Annotated in this window: 15 protein-coding genes and 1 other annotated feature; of the genes, 2 read left to right on the top strand and 13 right to left on the bottom strand. The window is 36.3% G+C overall.

What is annotated here, in order from left to right:
* Window positions 1-5 precede the first annotated feature (5 nt).
* The 6 genes from grdC to nuoE all read right to left on the bottom strand — a co-directional run bounded on the left by grdC (window position 6) and on the right by nuoE (window position 8809).
* Entirely contained in the window at window positions 6-1544 is a 1539-nt protein-coding gene (gene grdC, locus CACET_RS03580) for a glycine/sarcosine/betaine reductase complex component C subunit beta (RefSeq protein WP_048407524.1), read from the bottom strand.
* Window positions 1545-1630: 86 nt separating this feature from the next.
* Entirely contained in the window at window positions 1631-2104 is a 474-nt protein-coding gene (gene grdA / locus CACET_RS03575; RefSeq protein WP_082058063.1) for a glycine/sarcosine/betaine reductase complex selenoprotein A, read from the bottom strand.
* Between the two features lie 166 nt (window positions 2105-2270).
* A complete protein-coding gene (gene trxA, locus CACET_RS03570) occupies window positions 2271-2585 on the bottom strand; it encodes a thioredoxin TrxA (protein WP_044822936.1) in 315 nt (104 codons plus the stop codon).
* Window positions 2586-2924: 339 nt separating this feature from the next.
* Window positions 2925-6509: an NAD(P)-binding protein gene (locus CACET_RS03565; protein ID WP_044822937.1), complete on the bottom strand. Its 3585-nt coding sequence runs from the start codon at window positions 6507-6509 to the stop codon at window positions 2925-2927.
* 20 nt (window positions 6510-6529) lie between these two features.
* The gene (locus CACET_RS03560) at window positions 6530-8278 is read right to left on the bottom strand and encodes an NADH-quinone oxidoreductase subunit NuoF (protein ID WP_044822938.1); all 1749 of its coding nucleotides are present in this window, start codon (window positions 8276-8278) and stop codon (window positions 6530-6532) included.
* Window positions 8279-8281: 3 nt separating this feature from the next.
* The gene (gene nuoE / locus CACET_RS03555) at window positions 8282-8809 is read right to left on the bottom strand and encodes an NADH-quinone oxidoreductase subunit NuoE (RefSeq protein WP_044822939.1); all 528 of its coding nucleotides are present in this window, start codon (window positions 8807-8809) and stop codon (window positions 8282-8284) included.
* A gap of 826 nt (window positions 8810-9635) precedes the next feature.
* Here nuoE and typA point away from each other — a divergent pair.
* Window positions 9636-11456, top strand: coding sequence for a translational GTPase TypA (typA, locus tag CACET_RS03550; protein ID WP_044822940.1), 1821 nt, complete (start codon window positions 9636-9638; stop codon window positions 11454-11456).
* A 46-nt stretch (window positions 11457-11502) separates the two neighbouring features.
* Here typA and asnA read toward each other — a convergent pair whose 3' ends face one another.
* The 5 genes from asnA to CACET_RS03525 form a co-directional block, all read right to left on the bottom strand.
* Window positions 11503-12525 (bottom strand): aspartate--ammonia ligase, encoded by a 1023-nt coding sequence (asnA, locus tag CACET_RS03545; protein WP_044822941.1) that lies wholly within the window; start codon window positions 12523-12525, stop codon window positions 11503-11505.
* Window positions 12526-12578: 53 nt separating this feature from the next.
* Window positions 12579-12834, bottom strand: a binding site (T-box leader).
* Between the two features lie 90 nt (window positions 12835-12924).
* Window positions 12925-13896, bottom strand: coding sequence for a threonine ammonia-lyase (locus CACET_RS03540; RefSeq protein WP_044823257.1), 972 nt, complete (start codon window positions 13894-13896; stop codon window positions 12925-12927).
* A gap of 140 nt (window positions 13897-14036) precedes the next feature.
* Window positions 14037-15170, bottom strand: coding sequence for a pyridoxal-phosphate-dependent aminotransferase family protein (locus CACET_RS03535; protein WP_044822942.1), 1134 nt, complete (start codon window positions 15168-15170; stop codon window positions 14037-14039).
* A 29-nt stretch (window positions 15171-15199) separates the two neighbouring features.
* Window positions 15200-15757, bottom strand: a complete 558-nt coding sequence (locus CACET_RS03530; RefSeq protein ID WP_044822943.1) for an ECF transporter S component — start codon at window positions 15755-15757, stop codon at window positions 15200-15202.
* Between the two features lie 164 nt (window positions 15758-15921).
* A complete protein-coding gene (locus CACET_RS03525) occupies window positions 15922-16800 on the bottom strand; it encodes a Cof-type HAD-IIB family hydrolase (protein ID WP_044822944.1) in 879 nt (292 codons plus the stop codon).
* Between the two features lie 282 nt (window positions 16801-17082).
* Here CACET_RS03525 and CACET_RS03520 point away from each other — a divergent pair, with 282 nt between their 5' ends.
* Window positions 17083-17592, top strand: a complete 510-nt coding sequence (locus CACET_RS03520; protein ID WP_044822945.1) for a ferritin — start codon at window positions 17083-17085, stop codon at window positions 17590-17592.
* 68 nt (window positions 17593-17660) lie between these two features.
* Here the strand turns inward: CACET_RS03520 and CACET_RS19770 are convergent, their stop codons facing one another.
* Together CACET_RS19770 and CACET_RS03515 are read right to left on the bottom strand one after the other, a co-directional pair.
* On the bottom strand, window positions 17661-17834 hold the full coding sequence (locus tag CACET_RS19770) for a Spo0E family sporulation regulatory protein-aspartic acid phosphatase (RefSeq protein ID WP_082058064.1): 174 nt from the start codon (window positions 17832-17834) through the stop codon (window positions 17661-17663).
* 119 nt (window positions 17835-17953) lie between these two features.
* The gene (locus CACET_RS03515) at window positions 17954-18223 is read right to left on the bottom strand and encodes a GIY-YIG nuclease family protein (RefSeq protein WP_044822946.1); all 270 of its coding nucleotides are present in this window, start codon (window positions 18221-18223) and stop codon (window positions 17954-17956) included.
* Window positions 18224-18340: the final 117 nt, after the last annotated feature.

Genomic DNA, 18340 nt, shown 5'->3' with positions numbered 1-18340 from the left:
ACTCCTTATTCTCCTAATAAGTGTGTGGCGAAGTTTCTCATGGCTTCTGCTATCATATTTTTTACTTCGCCTTCTGATACGCCTACTGTCGCCTCACCTTGCCCGTTGTTTTGTTCCATTACTATGGAAACCCCGTCAAATTGGTTGGTCATTCTTCCTAGGAATAAGCTACCTTTTCCTACGATCATTGCTCGGTTGATTTCTTTGTTTAGGAAGGCTTCTCTGGCATGGCCTATATAGGGTACACCGCTTGGGATATGTCCTTGGGTTGGTGCCCACCCTGGCATACCGTGTTTGTCGCCAAAGGTTGCTACTTCTTTTCTGTCTAGTTCTCCTCGTTTTACTCCTAGGGCTGCGATCATTTTGTAGTTGGCTTCTGGTACGTCTCCTGCTCCTGCTGGTTTGGTGACGTCTGGGTTTTGCATTTCTACGGAGTATTTGTCGATATCGGTAATTTTTAAGCCCCCACGGTCTAGTGGTGCTGTGATTAATGAGGTAATTACTGCCTGTGGTGAGGAGCCTGTTCCTACGGTGTGTCTTCCTAGTAGGTCTGTTCTTAGGATTGGGTTGATGCCATCGTTTTTACTTACGAGTACGGCAAAGCCTCCTATGATGTCTTCTAGGATTGGCATGTCTTTTTTTACATGGTCTTTTCCGTTCATGCCTAGTTTTGCTGTTGCTCCACCGGCTACGATGACTACGTTCTCAAAGACTCCTGCTTTTACTAGGGCTGCTGCTTCGATTAGTGCATGGGTTGGTGCTGCACAGAAGCCTCTTGTATCTGAACCGGTAGCGTTTACTGCTTCTGCCATTTCTGCTATGGATTTTGCAAAGTTTCCGCCGCCTCTTTGGTTCATGTCGCCGCAGGCTTCTTCTGAACATTCTATGACATAGTCTATTGTGCTTGCTTCGATGTTGTTTTTGTCTAATAGATGTAGGAAGGCTAGTACACCTGATGCCTTTGCTACTAGGTTTTCGTACATGATGTGGGCGTTTAGGTTGGTGTCTAGTTCATGGGCTCTTTTTACGCAGCCTATTAATTGATCTTCATGGTAGATGGCTTCTGCATGAAATTCTTTAATGGCTTTGTTAATTTCTTCTATGTCATTGCCTTCTTTTAGCTTCGCTATTAGGCTTTCCTTCATAAGGGGATGTTTTTTTAGTTCTTCTCTTACTTTTGTTGTAAAGTTTTTTTCTAGCATTACTAGGTCAAAGGCGTCTACGATCTTTAGTAAAGCGATGAATTCTGCCTGTGGCATAATTTCGCCGAATTTGCCGTAACGGTCAGCTCCCTCAACTGCTTTATCATACCATGGCATGTCATAGTTTTTTAGTTCTTCTGGTTTTAGTTTTCCAATGTATACTTGGTTCGGTGGGTAGTTGACTACCGCTTCATAGCTTCTTAGATGATTAGGTAGTTTTTGTAGGTACTCAGAATTAGGATTAGATTGTTTTTCTGTTGTTTGTGTTGTTCCGTTGTGCATGATCATATCTGGTGTATGCATTAAAACATAGGATGATCCTTTTACTACTGCATAGGACATTATTCGCACCTCCGTGGTATTTTTTTAAAATTGATATATTCAAATAGATGGGTGTAGTCTATACACCCATCTACGATCTTCTGTTTTTAGTTAAATTTGCAAAATTGTTCTCTAATAGAAGACATTTCTTCTATAATTTCATCAACATTTAATACCATTTCCATCATACCAACTTGCTCATCATAAACCTCAGCATCTACTTCGTCTTTGAATTGTGGCTCAACTACATGAAATACTCTAAGCCCTAACTGGACTCCTGCCAATGGACCCGCAAAGGTTGGATCACCTGCTGTTACAGTTTCAGCAGCAAGACCTGCTGCTTCTGCTTCCGCAGCTCCTAAAAGCACTACCATATTTTCTGCTCCGTGCTTTTCAGTTAAATCCTTTACTCTTTGTTGATTTTCTAAGTCCATTGCTCCTGCAGCGGTTCAGACAAAACATTCGGTAGATGAGAACACTACTTCTGCGCCTGTACCCTTTAGACATTCTTCGATGGCTGGACCAGGAATACCATCACGGTCACCAACGATGATGACTTTTTTTCCATCATAGAAACCCATTTTCAACATCCTTTCTTTGTTTAAATTATACTTCAATAAGAAAATACCACTTTTAGATTTAACATTGATTACCTAATTAATTTAAGCTATGCAACGAATATATTTACCATTTATCTATTTACAAACTGTGATTATTATAGGGGAAGCATCACTTTATGTAACTATATTATGCATACTTTTTAATCATTGTCTCAATGTTTTCTACTGTAGCTTCTTCTTTTGTAACCTCATCTATTTTTTTACCATCTTTATACACAGCTATTGTAGGAAGTCCCAATACTTTTTCCTTAATAGCTAATCTTCTTGCTTTAGTAGTGTCCATTTTACAAAACTTCATACCATTGTACTTTTCTGCTAGTTCCATTACAGACGGCATTAATGCCTTACAAGGTTCACAGCTCTCGCTCCAGTAATCTACAAGAACATAACCTTCAGCCTCTAATACTTCTGCTTGAAAAGTATCTTTATCTACTGCCAACATCTTTTCACCCCCTCTTACATCGTTTTCATCGCTTATTAAATTTAAAACCTCTTTGGTCTTTTATCTACCAAGGTTAAAATTTCATGCTTTGCGATGAGTTTCAAAAGCCATCCTAGCCTTTGTTAATATTCTATCATGGCTTAGCTCTTTTGTAAACATGTTTATTATATAATCTTATTTAATATTTGCAAGGGTTAACTTAATATAATTATTTTCAAATTTCTCTCCAACTATCATTCTTAACAAAAAAAAGAAAACACCATACCTTAAGCATGGTGTTTTTCTGTTGAATCACTTAATAAATAACTTAGTTTTTTTCCTCAAGAAGTTTTTAGGTTTTTAAACTATTTTTTGTTCTTCTAATAAGGCTACAAACTTATTGGTAAGACTATTTGTATTCCTATTTTCTTCAAACAATAGTCCATCTGCAACAATTTGTAATTTAGCTTTTTTATCTTCAAAGTTAAATCCATCAGCATAAAGAATCGGACTACCATTTACAGGCCATAGGCTGCTGGCCTTTTCTAAAGCTTTATGAATATCAAGGTATTCTGCCTTATTTCTTGCAATTTCTTGTAAAATTTCCTTAGGATGATTATAGTATTCAAAGTTTTTACTTAATGTATTGGCTAATTTGATAATAATCTCCCAATTTTCATAATCTGCAACAGAAGGAATCCCTTGATTTAACTTTTGTATTCTTCTTTCAGAGTTTGTAAAGGTTCCTTTGGACTCTGCAAAACTTACTCCTGGCAATACTACATCCGCTTTTTCAGCTGTTGCTGTTAGATGTGTGTCTTGAACCATTAAGAACTCCAGTGCTTTTAGGTCAATATGAGGTACATCTTCTCCAAATACTAACAGCCCTTTAATTTCTTTAGCTTCAATGCCCTTTACAATTTCCGCTGTATTCTTACCAATACCCATGTCACTAAGACCTTGGCTGTTGCTGTTTGGCTTAAGCTGAATCATTCCACTTCTAGGTTTACCAATGTGTCCTGAAATTACTGCCATGTTTGCTAGAAGTTTCGCTGCGTCTGCTGTGATCTGATTTTGTTCAAATACGATCATAGCCTGTTTAGCATTGCCATATACAGCTGCTATTTCTCTTGCAGCTTCACTAACTTCAGTACCTTCTAGGTCTGCCTTTAATTCTTCAAAACCTGATACTAGCTGTGTTTTTGGAGAATTTACATTTTCAATTAAGGCTTTCGTAATTTCTTTTAAGAATCCAAGGTTGTTGGAAGGACTTACCTTTATCTGTGCCCATTCATCTGCTTGAGATTCAAAAGAATTGATTACAACTAGCTTGGCTCCATTTTCTACTGCCTTTTTCACTTTAAGCCCAGCAATTGTATGGTTCTTTATAATATCTGAACCAACCAGTAAAATCGTTTCTGTTGAAAGCAGTTCATCAAATGCATTTGTAGAAGCATCGTAACCTACTACATCTTCAATACCACCGTGAACTTTATTGAAACTAAATAAGTGATCTGTTTTTAATACTTCTTTTCCAAACTTAGAAATTAAATAAATTTCTTCATTGGTGTATCGATCAGAAACAGAAAGTGCTAAAGAATGACTACCATGTAGCAGAGTAAGGGCCTGTGCTTTTTTAGCCGTGAAAATAAAGGCCTCTTCCCAAGATACTTCTTGCAGCTTTCCTTCTTTTCTAATCAGTGGCTTTGTTAAACGCTTGCCTTTTTGTGCAATATCAAAGCCAAATCTACCCTTCACACACAATAATCCATCAGTAACATCATTTTCCCTATTTGGTAAGGATCTAACCAGCATGTCTCCCTTAATGTTAAGGTCAATGTTACATCCCACACTACAATGCGAACAAACTGTATGGGTTGTTTGTGTCTCAACTGGTACAGATTTCTCTATACTTAATCTCTCCTGTAGTGCTCCCGTTGGACATACGCTAATACATTGACCACAGGATATACAACCAGTTTTCTTTAGTGGTAAATCAAAGGCTGGCTCAATAATGGTATCGAAACCTCTGTTCATCAAGCCTATAGCAGAAAGTCCCATTACTTCATCACAAACTCTGGAACAAAGTCCACATAAAATACATTTATCAGGATTTCTTAGAATAAATGGATGGTCATCCTCTTCCTGACGATGGTGTACTTCACCTGCTACTCTCTCTGGTGCTACATCATATTGATTTGCATATTGAATTAATTTACATTCAAACACATCATGACATCCACACTCAAGACAACGGTTTGCATCCCTCTTAGCATCTTCTTCCGTATATCCAGCTACAATCTCCTCAAAGTTTGTTTTCCTAAACTCTGGAGAAAGATGTGGCATAAAAGGTCTATGCTCCTTCACTCTATCTTCAAAATCAGCTTCTGTTAGCCCTTCATTCTTTACAAGGTAAGGCTCTTTGTAAGGTACAACTTCGCCCTCTAAATATCTGCATATTACTTCTGCTGCTTTTTTCCCATCAGCAATAGCCTCTATAGCTATAGATGGACCATTGTTTGTTCCATCTCCCCCGGCAAATACCCCCGGTAAGTTTGTAAGGAAGCTGTTTTCATCAGCATAAATAGTACCCCAGTTTGTCAGTTGTACATCTTCAAATCCTTGAATATCTACCGCCTGTCCTATGGAAGCAATAACAGAATCTACTTCTATGATTTCTTCCTCTCCTTCAATAGGTACAGGTCTTCTTCTACCCTTTGCATCAGGCTCTCCTAATTGCATCTTTTGAAGCCTTATTTTAGATACTTTTCCGTTTTCTCCAACAATCTCAATTGGATTTACAAGAAACTTAAAGGTGATGCCTTCCTCTTCTGCTTCTTCTACCTCTACATCCTCCGCCGGCATTTCCACCTTTGTTCTACGATAGATAGCATATACCTCTTTAGCACCTAATCTCATAGCTGTTCTACAGGCATCCATCGCAGTATTTCCGCCACCTACTACGGCTATTCTGTTTCCTGTTTTGATAGGCTCATTGATGGCAAATTTTGTTAAAAATTCGATACCACCAATAACACCCTCTAAATCTTCTCCAGGACAGTTTAACTTCGTACTTTGCCATGCTCCTATTGAAAGATATACTGAATCAAAGGTTTCTCTAAGATGGTCTAGTTTTATATCTGCACCAATTTTTATCCCTGTCAGCATTTTTACGCCCATTTTTTCAATGATAGCAATTTCTTTGTTCAGCACTTCTTTTGGAAGACGGTATTGAGGAATACCATAACGCAGCATGCCTCCTAGCTCTGGCATAGCCTCATAAATAACAACTTTATGCCCTTCTTTTGCTAAGTAGTAAGCAGCAGTAAGACCACTAGGTCCTCCTCCTACTACAGCAATTCTTTTACCGGTAGCTGGTTTTATCTCTGGCATAAATTCTTCTTCATCTCTAAGGTCAATATCTGCCACAAATCTCTTTAACCACATAATAGATACAGGCTCATCCACTAATTTTCTTCTACATGCATCTTCACAAGGATGAGGACATACCCTACCAACACTAGCAGGTAGTGGTAATTGTTCTTTGATTAGTTTTACTGCTTCTTTATATTGGCCATTGGCAATTAAACCTACATAACCTTGGCAATCGGTTTTAGCTGGACAAGCTGTTACGCAAGGAGGACGACAATCCCCTACATGGTCAGATAATAGAAGCTCTAATGCCATTTTTCTAGAACCTTTTATTTTTGGTGTATTGGTCTGAACCACCATCCCATCGCTAGCTTCAGTAGCACAGGATCTTAGTAATTTTGGAACACCTGCTACTTCAACAACACAAAGTCCACAGGACCCATAGGCCTTTACTCTTTCATCATGACAAAGGGTAGGAATATCTATTCCATTTGCCTTGGCTATTTCTAGAACTGTTTGGCCTTTGTATCCCATAACTTCTTTTCCATTTATGTTAAGTCTTAATTTCGTCATATATTTTCCCCCCTATCCTGCTACTGTATTTCTACTGCGCCAAATTTGCAGACTTCTTCACACTTACCACACTTAACGCACTTCTCTTGAATAATATTGTGGACTTCTTTTCTTTCTCCAATAATTGCATCAGCTGGACAATTTCTTGCACAAAGTCCACATCCGATGCAGTTTTCTAATATGGTAAAAGTCAGTAAGTTAGAACATTGTTTCGCAGGACACTTTTTATCATAGATGTGTTTTTCGTATTCTTCTCTAAAATACTGAATCGTACTTAAAACAGGATTTGGTGCAGTCTGACCTAACCCACATAAAGATCCTTCTTTGATCTTTATTCCTAGTTCCTCTAAAAGTTCAATATCTCCGTCTTTTCCTTCACCTTCACAAAGACGCGTTAATATTTCTAACATTCTTTTTGTTCCAATTCTACAATGAATACACTTTCCACAGGACTCTTTACGAGTAAAATCTAAGAAGAATCGTGCCATATCTACCATACAGGTAGTTTCATCCATAACTACCATTCCTCCAGAACCCATGATAGCTCCTGTTTTCATGATAGAATCGTAGTCTACTGGTGTATCCAAAAGATAATGAGGAATACATCCTCCAGAGGGTCCGCCCATTTGCACAGCCTTAAAGGTCTTATCATTGATAATTCCTCCGCCTATATCAAAAATAACTTCCTTTAGAGGAATACCCATTGGTACTTCTACTAGACCACCTTTTTTGATTTTTCCTGTTAAGGCAAAAACTTTTGTTCCCTTGCTTTGTTCTGTTCCCATAGCAGCAAAGGCCTTTCCTCCATTAGCTAATATCCAAGGTACATTTGCTAAAGTTTCTACGTTATTGATATTAGAAGGTTTGTCCCAGTAACCTTTTTGTGCAGGGAATGGTGGTTTTAATCTTGGCATCCCTCTTTCCCCTTCTAATGAAGCAATCAAAGCAGTTTCTTCACCACATACGAAGGCTCCAGCTCCCGCCTTAATTCTCATATCAAACTGAAAACGTTTTTCACCAAAAATATTTTTGCCCAAATAACCTCTTTCCCTTGCCTGCTCTATCGCCTTCTTTAGGCGTACAATTGCAAGGGGGTACTCAGCTCTTACGTAGATTACACCCTCAGTGGCTCCCATCGCATAACCACCTATTAACATACCTTCAATAATACTATGGGGATCTCCCTCTAGGATACTTCTATCCATAAAGGCTCCAGGGTCACCCTCATCGGCATTACAAATAATGTATTTTGTATTCCCTGGGGACTGTTGTGCAGCGTTCCATTTAAACCAAGTAGGAAATCCTGCTCCACCTCTACCTCTAAGTCCTGAAACTTTTATTTCTTCAATAACTTCTTGAGGTGTTTTGTTTGTAATACACTCCTCTGCAGCCTTGTATCCACCTCTATCAATATACTCATCTATATTTTCTGGATTCATCATTCCGCAGTTTCTCAGAGCAATTCTCTGTTGTTTTTCTAAAATACGCTGGTCGTTTTCTGAAATGTTATATTTTTCTACCGTACTATTTGTTGTACTAGCTTCAATAATTTCTTCTACCATTTCTGGTGTTACCATGACATAGGTAGTCTTTTTTCCCTCATCATTGATTACATCTATGATAGGCTCTAAATAACACATACCTATACAACCAGTTAATGTTAGCTGTGCTTCTAAATTTCTTTTTTTCAGTTCGCCTTCTATTGCTGCATAGACCTTGTTTGCTCCAGCAGCAATACCACAGCTCCCTTGTCCCACAATAATTTTCATTAACTAAGCTCCTTTCTCTGCGTTATTCTTGATGTCTCTCAAAATGTTTTTTGTCATTTCTGGTGTAAGCTTACCATAAGTTTCTCCATTAATCATCATTACAGGAGATAAACTACAACAACCAAGACATGCCACATTGTTTAGCGTAAATAAATTATCTGTAGTTGTTTCTCCTTCTTTTATGTTTAATTCTTCACAAATAGCCTGCTCTATTAGCTTCGAGCCATTTACATGACAGGCAGTACCTTGACATAACATAATCAGGTGTTTCCCTATTGGCTTCAGTCGGAACTGGGTATAGAATGTAGCTACGCCATGAATTTTAGTAGGTTTAATACCAGTTTCCTGAGCAATATAGTTTAATGCCTCCATTGGTAGGTAGTTGTACACCTCTTGTACCTCCTGAAGTATACTAATTAAACTACCCTCCACACCTTTATATTTTTTAACGATTGACTGAAGACCTTGAAAGTCAAACTGGGTATTTTGTAAATTTGTTTCAATAGACTGACTACCTCCACAACATCCCATTTACTTACACTCCTTTCTATCCTATTGAGATAAATACTCGTTTTGTCATTATACAGCTAACCCCTCATACAAATTTTACAACATTTACGGCATGAAGTAAATCACTCGATATTTGATTGTTAAATAATTATCAATTTTTTATCTCTTGCTAAAACTTTTAATATTTTTGGATTTTTTTCAATTGTTATTATTATATCATGTTTTTGTTCTTTTTCAAGAATTTATTTTAATTTTTATGAATTTTTTTAATTAAACTTAAAAATAAGCCAGTTATTTTTGTAATATTTACCTTTCTAACTAACGGGTATATAATTTTATATACGGTTAATTTTAAAACATGTTTAATATTGATATTTATTTAACAATTTCTTTTTCCTCATGTACTTCTTTTATTCTCCCACCCTTTAGATAAAGTTTTCTCACATTTCTCTTTACTAAAGGAAGTTTACTTGCTATTTATGTAATAGAAAACGCTAAACTTGTCAATAAAACAATAACATACTATATAGCTTTTATCAAATACTATACTCATGCTCTACTTTCATAGGTATAGATAAACAACATCAGTACTTAATTTTGATATACTAAGGGCTACATTTGCAGCCCACGGTTTTGGGGCGAAACCGTAGACCGTGTATATCAAAATTAAAGTTTGAACTTGCTTATCTATAGGCTTCACTTAAAAAAAGTGCATATTTAACATATAATAATTGTAGGAAGCCGCTGTTTATGATAAAATCTTCTTTGTGGTTTTATATTTGCCTTAAGATAGATAAATTTCCTATAATTTATAATAAATTTTAAAGAAAGAAGTTGAGAAGAATACATGCAAAGACAAGATATTAGAAATGTTGCCATCATTGCCCACGTTGATCATGGGAAAACAACTTTGGTAGATCAAATGTTAAAACAAAGCGGTACCTTTCGTGAAAATGAAGTAGTAGCAGAAAGAGTTATGGATTCTAACTCTTTAGAAAAAGAAAGAGGTATCACTATTTTATCCAAAAACACTGCAGTTTCTTATAATGAAGTAAAAATTAATATTATTGATACTCCGGGACATGCAGATTTTGGTGGTGAAGTAGAACGGATTATGAAGATGGTAGATGGTGTACTATTATTGGTAGATGCCTTTGAAGGACCTATGCCACAAACTCGTTTTGTTCTTCAGAAAGCTTTAAAAGAAGGTTTCACACCTATCGTTGTTGTTAATAAAATTGACCGTCCGGAGGCTAGAGCTGAAGAAGTTATCGATGAAGTTTTAGACTTGTTTATCGATTTAGGTGCTAGTGATGCTCAATTAGATTTTCCAGTTATTTATGCTTCTGCTAAAGCTGGCTATGCACATGTAGCGTTAGATGAAAAAGGTGTTAATCTAGTTCCTTTATTTGAAATAATATCAGAATATATTCCCTGTCCTGAAGGTGATGCTGAAGATGGCCTTCAATTGCTAATTTCTTCTATAGACTACGATAAATATATTGGTAGAATCGGTATAGGAAAAATAGTTCGTGGTAAAATCACAAAGGGTCAAACTGCTGTTCTTGCAACTACAAATGGAGACTTTGTTAATGTGAAAGTAAGCAATCTCTATAACTTTCAAGGGTTAAATCGTGTAGAACTAGAAAATGCAACAGTAGGAGAGCTTGTAGCCATATCGGGTATACCTGATATTAATATAGGAGATACGATTTGTTCTATGGATAAAGTAGAGCCTCTACCCTTTATGAAAATCGATGCTCCTACAATTTCTATGAACTTCATGGTAAATGATAGTCCCTTTGCAGGTCGTGAAGGAACCTTTGTAACCAGCAGGCATCTTAAGGATCGCCTTGAAAAAGAAGTGTTATCGAATGTGGCTATGCGTATGGAGGAAATATCAGCAGATTCCTTTAGAGTATTAGGAAGAGGAGAGCTCCACCTTTCTATTCTTATTGAAACCATGCGTCGAGAAGGTTATGAATTTGCTGTTTCTAAGCCTCAAGTTATTCTCAAAAAAACTGAAGAAGGTCTCATGGAACCAATGGAAAAACTATTTGTAGAAGCTCCTGAAGAAAGTGCCAGTTCAGTTATCGAAAAAATTGGACAGCGAAAAGGAGAAATGTTAAATATGGTTCCAACGGGGACAGGTATGATGAAGCTAGAGTTTAGAATTCCTGCCCGTGGTTTAATCGGTTATCGTTCAGAATTTTTAACAGATACAAAGGGTTATGGTATTTTTCATCACTTGTTTGATGGTTATGATCATCATAGAGGAGATATACGGGTACGAACCAGAGGCTCTCTTATTGCTTTTGAAAGTGGTCCTGCTGTTGCCTATGGGATTTATCACGCTCAAGAAAGAGGAAGAATTTTTATACACCCTGGCACAGAGGTTTATGAAGGCATGTTGGTTGGAGAGAGCTCCCGTTTAGAAGATATTGCAGTAAATGTTTGTAAGAAAAAACAATTAACAAACATCAGGTCCTCAGGTGCTGATGATGCCCTTAAACTTGTACCTCCAGTGGTTTTCTCCCTTGAACAATCCTTAGAGTTTATTGCAGACGATGAGTTAGTAGAAGTAACACCAAAGAGCATACGTCTACGCAAGAGAATCTTAGATAAATTGACCCGTGAAAGAACACAACGTAGAAATCAAAACTTATAGTGAATCAAAAAAAGACTCGATAAAGAGTCTTTTTTTCATTATAAGTTTATAGCAGGTGAATATCTGCAGCTTCACAGGCTTCAATCATGTCCTCAGACCATATTGCTGCCTGCACTTCTCCAATATGAGCTTTTCTTAAGAAGAACATACATATTCTTGATTGTCCTATGCCTCCCCCAATGGTATAAGGCAGTTTTTTATTTAAGATTAACTGATGATAGTTTAATTCTTTTCGTTCCTCGCACTCCGCTAGCTTTAGCTGTCTTTCTAAAGCTTCTTCATCTACACGAATACCCATTGAAGATAACTCCAAAGCCATTTCTAAGACAGGGTACCAAAATAAAATATCTCCGTTCAGATGCCAATCATCATAGTCAGGAGAACGTCCATCATGCTTCATACCTGACCTTAGGGTGTCGCCAATTTCCATGATAAAAACGGCTCCTTTTTCTTTTGTAATAGCATTTTCTCTTTCCTTCCCCGTAAAGTCTGGATACATATCCTCTAATTGCTGTGTTGTAATAAAGGTAATTTCTTCTGGGAGGAAAGTCTCAAATTCCGGGTAGCAAGCAGCTAAGTATTTTTCTGTATCTTTAAATACCTTGTAAATACTTTTTACAACCATCTTCAATGTATCAATATTTCTGTCTTCCTTGCCTATGATTTTTTCCCAATCCCATTGATCTACATAAACAGAATGGAGATTATCAAGATCTTCATCACGACGTATAGCGTTCATATCAGTATATAAACCTTCACCCACATTGAAATCATATCGGTATAAAGCCATTCGCTTCCATTTCGCTAAAGAATGAACAATTTCTACTTTTTTGCCATGGATTCCCTTTACATCGAAGGCAACAGGACGTTCAACACCGTTTAGATTATCATTCAAGCCGGTTTCTGGGCGGACAAATAAAGGTGCTGATACCCTAGTCAAACTTAATGCTTCTGCTAATTTTGTTTCAAAATAATCTTTAATTTTTTTAATAGCAACCGCTGTTTCACGAACATTTAAATTAGATTTATATCCCTTAGGTATAATTAATAATTCCTGTACATCCTTCATAAAAAAACCCCCTAGAATTAAATTTTTTCAAAATAAAAAGTCCTTCATCCTTATATAAGGACGAAGGACATAATTGTCTCCGCGGTACCACCTTGGTTAGCTAAATACTCTAGCTCTCTTATCAGTACGGAAAAAAATTCGATACTGTCCAATAGATAACGGTTTGGTTCCGCCTAAGCCTACTCTACACAAGGTATTTCGATTAGGGACTCAGAGATGTTCTTCAATACAGGCTTCATGTTGGTCTTCCACCGCCACCAACTCGCTATAATTACTTCCTATACCTACTCTTCTCTTCATAGTCTTTTTTAATATTTATACTTGCAATTTTCATTCATTATAATCCATATTTTTTACCCTGTCAATGCTTTTAAAAAAATTCCTTTTAAAGGTAATCTGCTATAACGCCTCACTTACAGTGTCAACAAATATTTCTTCTGCTAATTGAAAATTTATATTACCACCAGATATAATAATAGCCGTATTTTTGCCTTTAAATAAGTGCTGTTTCGTCATATAAGCAGCATACCCTATAGCCCCCGAAGGTTCTGCCACAACTTTTTCTTTATACATCAAATCCAAAACCGCTTTTCTTATCGACGCTTCCTCCACTAGAAGAATATCATCAATACAATTCCCTGCCATATGATAAGGAATCTCTCCAACACCACCCACCAAGGCTTCACATATGGAAGCTTTGGTAGGAAATTCTATGTAGCATACCTTGTTTTTTAGAGATTGTACCATAGCAGGACAAGCAGCGGTTTGTACCCCGATTACCTTGATGGAGGGCTTGATGGCTTTGGCGGCTATACCTATGCCAGTAATCATTCCTCCTCCACCTATAGGCACAAGAATTGTGTCTATCTCTGGACTCTTCTCTAAAATTTCCATGGCAATTGTACCCTGTCCTGCAATTACCTCTCTATCTGAAGATGAATCGATAAAAGTCAGCTGTCTTTCCTTAGCATAGTTCATAGCAATTTTATAGGTTTCATCATAATTTTGCCCCTGTAGTTGAATCTCTGCACCATAATATTTAATTTTTTCTATTTTAACTTCAGGGGTAGTAACAGGTACAAATACCGTAGCCTTCATATCCTTTAACAAGCTTGTACCATAGCTTACCCCAGCCCCATGATTTCCAGAAGAAACCGTCATAACACCCCTTCGCCTTTCTTCCGGTGTCAAGCTAATGAGTTTATTCAAAGCACCTCTTATCTTAAAACTCTTTAGTTTTTGTTGACATTCTAGTTTTAAAAAAACATTTCGCTCCTTTGTGCTTAAGTTCATGGAAAAATCCAGTGGTGTTTCCCATATATATTTTCTAATACGTTTCCTTGCGTCTAAGATATCTTGAAAGTTTACCACCACCCGATTCCTCCCTTTGTTCTTTAGCTTTATTATACAAAATAACCGAAATGCCATAAAAAGTCAAGAAGACTAGGGTAGACAAAACAGTAGATCATAAAAAACTTTAAATAAAAGTGCCAATAAGTTAGCTGATTCAACTATACATATTCTACAAACAGTTTATGTAATTCACCCCTTAGTGGGATATTATACTTTCTAAATACTTGGTCCAATGCCTTTAATGTGCTGTATACTTTTTCTTCATAGCAATTTTCTCCCATATGTCCAATCCTAATCACCCGATCCTTTAAGAAGTCAAAGGCACCAGCAATCATGATCCCATGATTTTTCAACATATCCTCGTAAACCTGGCGAAATGTAATCCCTTCCGGCACCATGAAGGTTGTAACAGTATTAGAAAAGCCCTCCTTTGCATATAGTTGTATTCCTGCATCCTTTAAGCTTTTTCTGAGGGCTTCAGCAATTTTTCTATGTCTTTCTAATGCTTCTTTATCCTCTAGCAGCATGTCTACTGCTGCTCTTATGGCATATAGATCACTAACAGGCTGAGTATAAGGAAACCACTGATCTTCATACCAATTTTTCCAGATAGCCAGATTACAGTAATATCCTATGATAGGCGTCCTTCTATTTGAAATGGCCCCCCATGCTTCTTCACTAATACTTAAAAAGGTCAAGCCAGGAGGTGCTGATAGAACCTTTTGTGATCCTCCCAACACCATATCAATCTTCCACGCATCTGTATTTAGTGTTTCTCCTCCTACAGAAGAAACAGCATCCACTACAGTGATGATGCCATACTTTTTCAACATAGGGCAAATAACCTCTATTGGATTTGTAATGCCAGATGGTGTCTCACAATGCACTAGGGTTGCTAATTTAAAATCATGATTTTCCTCTAAAAATTTTTCTAGTTTATCCACATCAATGGCACTTTCATAATCTGATTGAAAGAATTGTACTTCACCACCATACATTTTAGCAAAATCTCCAAACCCTTTGCCGAAGATGCCATTATCAATTACCAATACTTTATCACCATCCTCTATTAAGGAGGCACATGCAGCTTCCAAGCCTAATATGCCTTCTCCACTGAGGATTAGTACATCATTTTTAGTATTTAATAATTTTTTTATTTGGTGACAGGTTTCCTTATAAAATTCATAAAAATCCAGATCTAAATCAGGATTTGTAATTTCTCTAGATAAAGCTCTCCTTACTTCTTCACTGACATAAGTAGGTCCTGGTGTCATAATCAAAGGGGTTTTCATCCTATTACACACTCCTATTCAAGCTAATTTTATACTATTTTAGACTTCTTCAAAGTAGCCGCCATCGGTAACCCAATAATAGCCCCTAACACAATTTGAACAATATCTCCTGGTATTGAACCAATGGGTACAATCCAGTTACCATAAAGGATTACTTCTGTGATATAATAACCAACCAACATCCAAATCCCGCCAACCACAACAGCAATTAGGTTCCATATGGTGTTATTGCCTTTTTTCCCACCTGCATGAGAAATTGTACCCATCAAGTAACCCATCACGCCTCTAATGACAAAAGTAAAAGGTGCCCATGCCATCCATCCTGCTACAACATCAAATAATCCCATACCAAAAGCTCCTGCTATAGCACCCTTTTTACTACCAAAAGCAATAGCGATCATAAATAACATCGTATTGCCTAAATGAATCAAACCTCCGTTACTCTGAATAGGTAATCTAATATTAATAAACTTTGTTGCTATAAATACTAGTGCTACCAATAATCCCGTAAACACTAAATCCTTTGTTTTATTGCTTTGACTTAGTACGGTATCCCTTCCCTTGTTTACAGCTGCTTTTTCTTCCATCATCCTTCCTCCCCACTACAAGTATAATGACAAAATCTTTTTTATCATTATATAATAGATTCATTTTAGATACAATTTGTTTTTTATAGGTACATTTCCTTTGATTCTGGGGTTTTAAGAGTAATTGTATCTATAAATTTCTAAAAGGGGAGGTTTTTCTATGATTATGCTGTTGTACCTTCTTTTTCTATAACATGCTTCACTAGGTGAGCTATTCCATGTTCTTCATTAGTTGTCGTAACCCAGTCGGCGGCTTCTATAACCTCTTTTTCGCCATTTTTCATAGCTACACCTAAACCTGCATATTGAATCATGGAAAGATCATTCAGATTGTCTCCTACTGCTATGATTTCCTCTTTCTTTATATTTATTACTTCAGCAATCTTTTCTAAAGCCTTTCCTTTGGTGGCTTCTGCATCTAACACTTCTACATTATTCCAACCAGAGCTGGTAATATCTATATCTTTAATGCTCTTGATTTTTTGTATTTTCTTTTTTAAGTTTTGTAGTTCTTCTTTATCTTCTGAAAGAATAAAAATACTGGCAGCTCTTCCCCCTTGGCTAACAAAAGTAGAGAACTTAACTTTTTTATGATTTCCTCTGCATAGTACAATCCAAGGTGCTAATAAAGTTGCCTTCCAATAGGAGGTTTCCGTTTGCAATATAAACTTCTTAATAAAATGAATTCTATCTCTCCTGCTTTTTATAAAGGTATATTTTTCATCCGATACATGATAATATACTTTCTCTTCTTCCAGAAGTTTGATGGTTTCATCTAAGGCCTGGGATTTCATATAGACTACTGAGATAATTTTGCCTTCTTTGTTTCTAATAACAGCACCATTGTTTGTAACAACCCAACAATCAAAACCTAGTTTATCTAAATAAGGCTTTACCGTAACATAAGGTCTTCCAGTACAAATGACGATTTCTATACCTGCTTCCTTTGCTTTTTTCAAAGCCTCTATATTTTCCTTAGACAAGACCTTGTTATCCATCAGCAAAGTTCCGTCCATATCTGTTGCTAATAATTTATAAGCCATGATTCTCCTCCTTAATTCTTCTTGTCCCTATTATATCTTTTTTGGCGTAGGAAAAAAACCGTTGAAAACCATCAAAACTTATATTAACCGAGGAAAAGTTTAGACAAAAAATGAAATTAATGTTTATTTTATATAATTTGGTGTAAATAATAAATAAGTCCTTTACAAGATGTTTACAATAAAAAATGTATGTATTGGTAAATATTATTGTTATTCTTACAACAATCTTTTATAATATTTTATAAGAGCAATAAAATTTTCAAAAATTTAGGAGGGTTATTTATGATATCAGAAAACTTAGCAAAAGAATTTAATCTTCAAGTAAAATATGAGTTTGCCTCTGCTAACTATTATTTGGCTATGGCGGCTTACTGTAAAGATTTAGATCTAGACGGTTTCGCAAACTTCTTTATTGTACAAGCTGAAGAAGAGAGATTCCACGCTATGAAGTTCTTTAATTTCATCAGTGAATTAGGTGGTCGTACTTTAGTTTATGGTTTTGAAGATCCTAAAAATGATTTTGCTTCTGTATTAGAAGTATTTACAGATGCCTTAAAACACGAGGAATTTGTTACCAGTAGAATTAACCATTTGATGGACCTAGCTGTACAGGAAAAAAATTATGCTTGTGTTAGCTTCTTAAACTGGTTTATTGATGAGCAAGTAGAGGAAGAAGCTACTATGACTGGCATTATTAACAAACTTAAGCGAATTGGAGAAAATGATCATGCCATCTATATGTTAGATAGCGAATTAGCCCAAAGAACCTTCACTCCTCCAGCTGGTGAATAATAGAAATTAAAAACTCCTTAGAAAAAATCCTCCTTTTGAGGATTTTTTCTAAGGATATCAAAGTATTTCTACGCTTTTCTTTTTTTCTCATCACATATATGTGACTTAATCTCTCTAACTATCAAGGTATCTAGTTTCTGACTTGTTTTTATAATGTCGCTTGTTACCTTTCCTCCAGTAGCACTTAAGGCATCATTTAGTTTTTTTCTTAATCTTTCTAACTCACTTTTATTCCTCTTCATCAACCTATTCCCTTTCAATTTTTATGGTCCTCACAAAACATATGTTCGTATGCTTATTGTATCATATTTATACCCTTCTGTGAACATCTTCTTACAAAATTTAGAATTTTTTTATAGGGCTATGGTATCTGCAGGCAGTTGGTTTGTTGGAAGGATTTTACTAGATCTTCCTTCTCTTGTCGCTTAAGTCGTCTTAAACTAGCTTCTCTTTTTTGTGCATCGCTGCGATTACTGTAGATTTCCCAATACACCAGCTTTACAGGGCCTCTTCCCCTTGTATATCGGGCACCTTTTCCTTCATTATGAACCTTTAATCTTTTATACAAATCTGTGGTCCATCCAGTATAAAAGGTTTCATCAGCACATCGCAACATATAAGTATAGGGCATTATTTTTCCTCCTAAGACATGTATCATTGTAGTTGTTATTTTTATTTTTTTATTATAATATCATAGATATTAACTTAAGCTAATTATTTCCAAAACCCCTCCCAATTTGTCACCCTG

The sequence above is a fragment of the Clostridium aceticum genome (genome assembly GCF_001042715.1).
Taxonomy (GTDB): Bacteria; Bacillota; Clostridia; order Peptostreptococcales; family Natronincolaceae; genus Andreesenella; species Andreesenella acetica.
The sequence above is the reverse complement of the archived record's forward strand: the minus strand, read 5'-3'. Positions and strand labels throughout refer to the sequence as shown.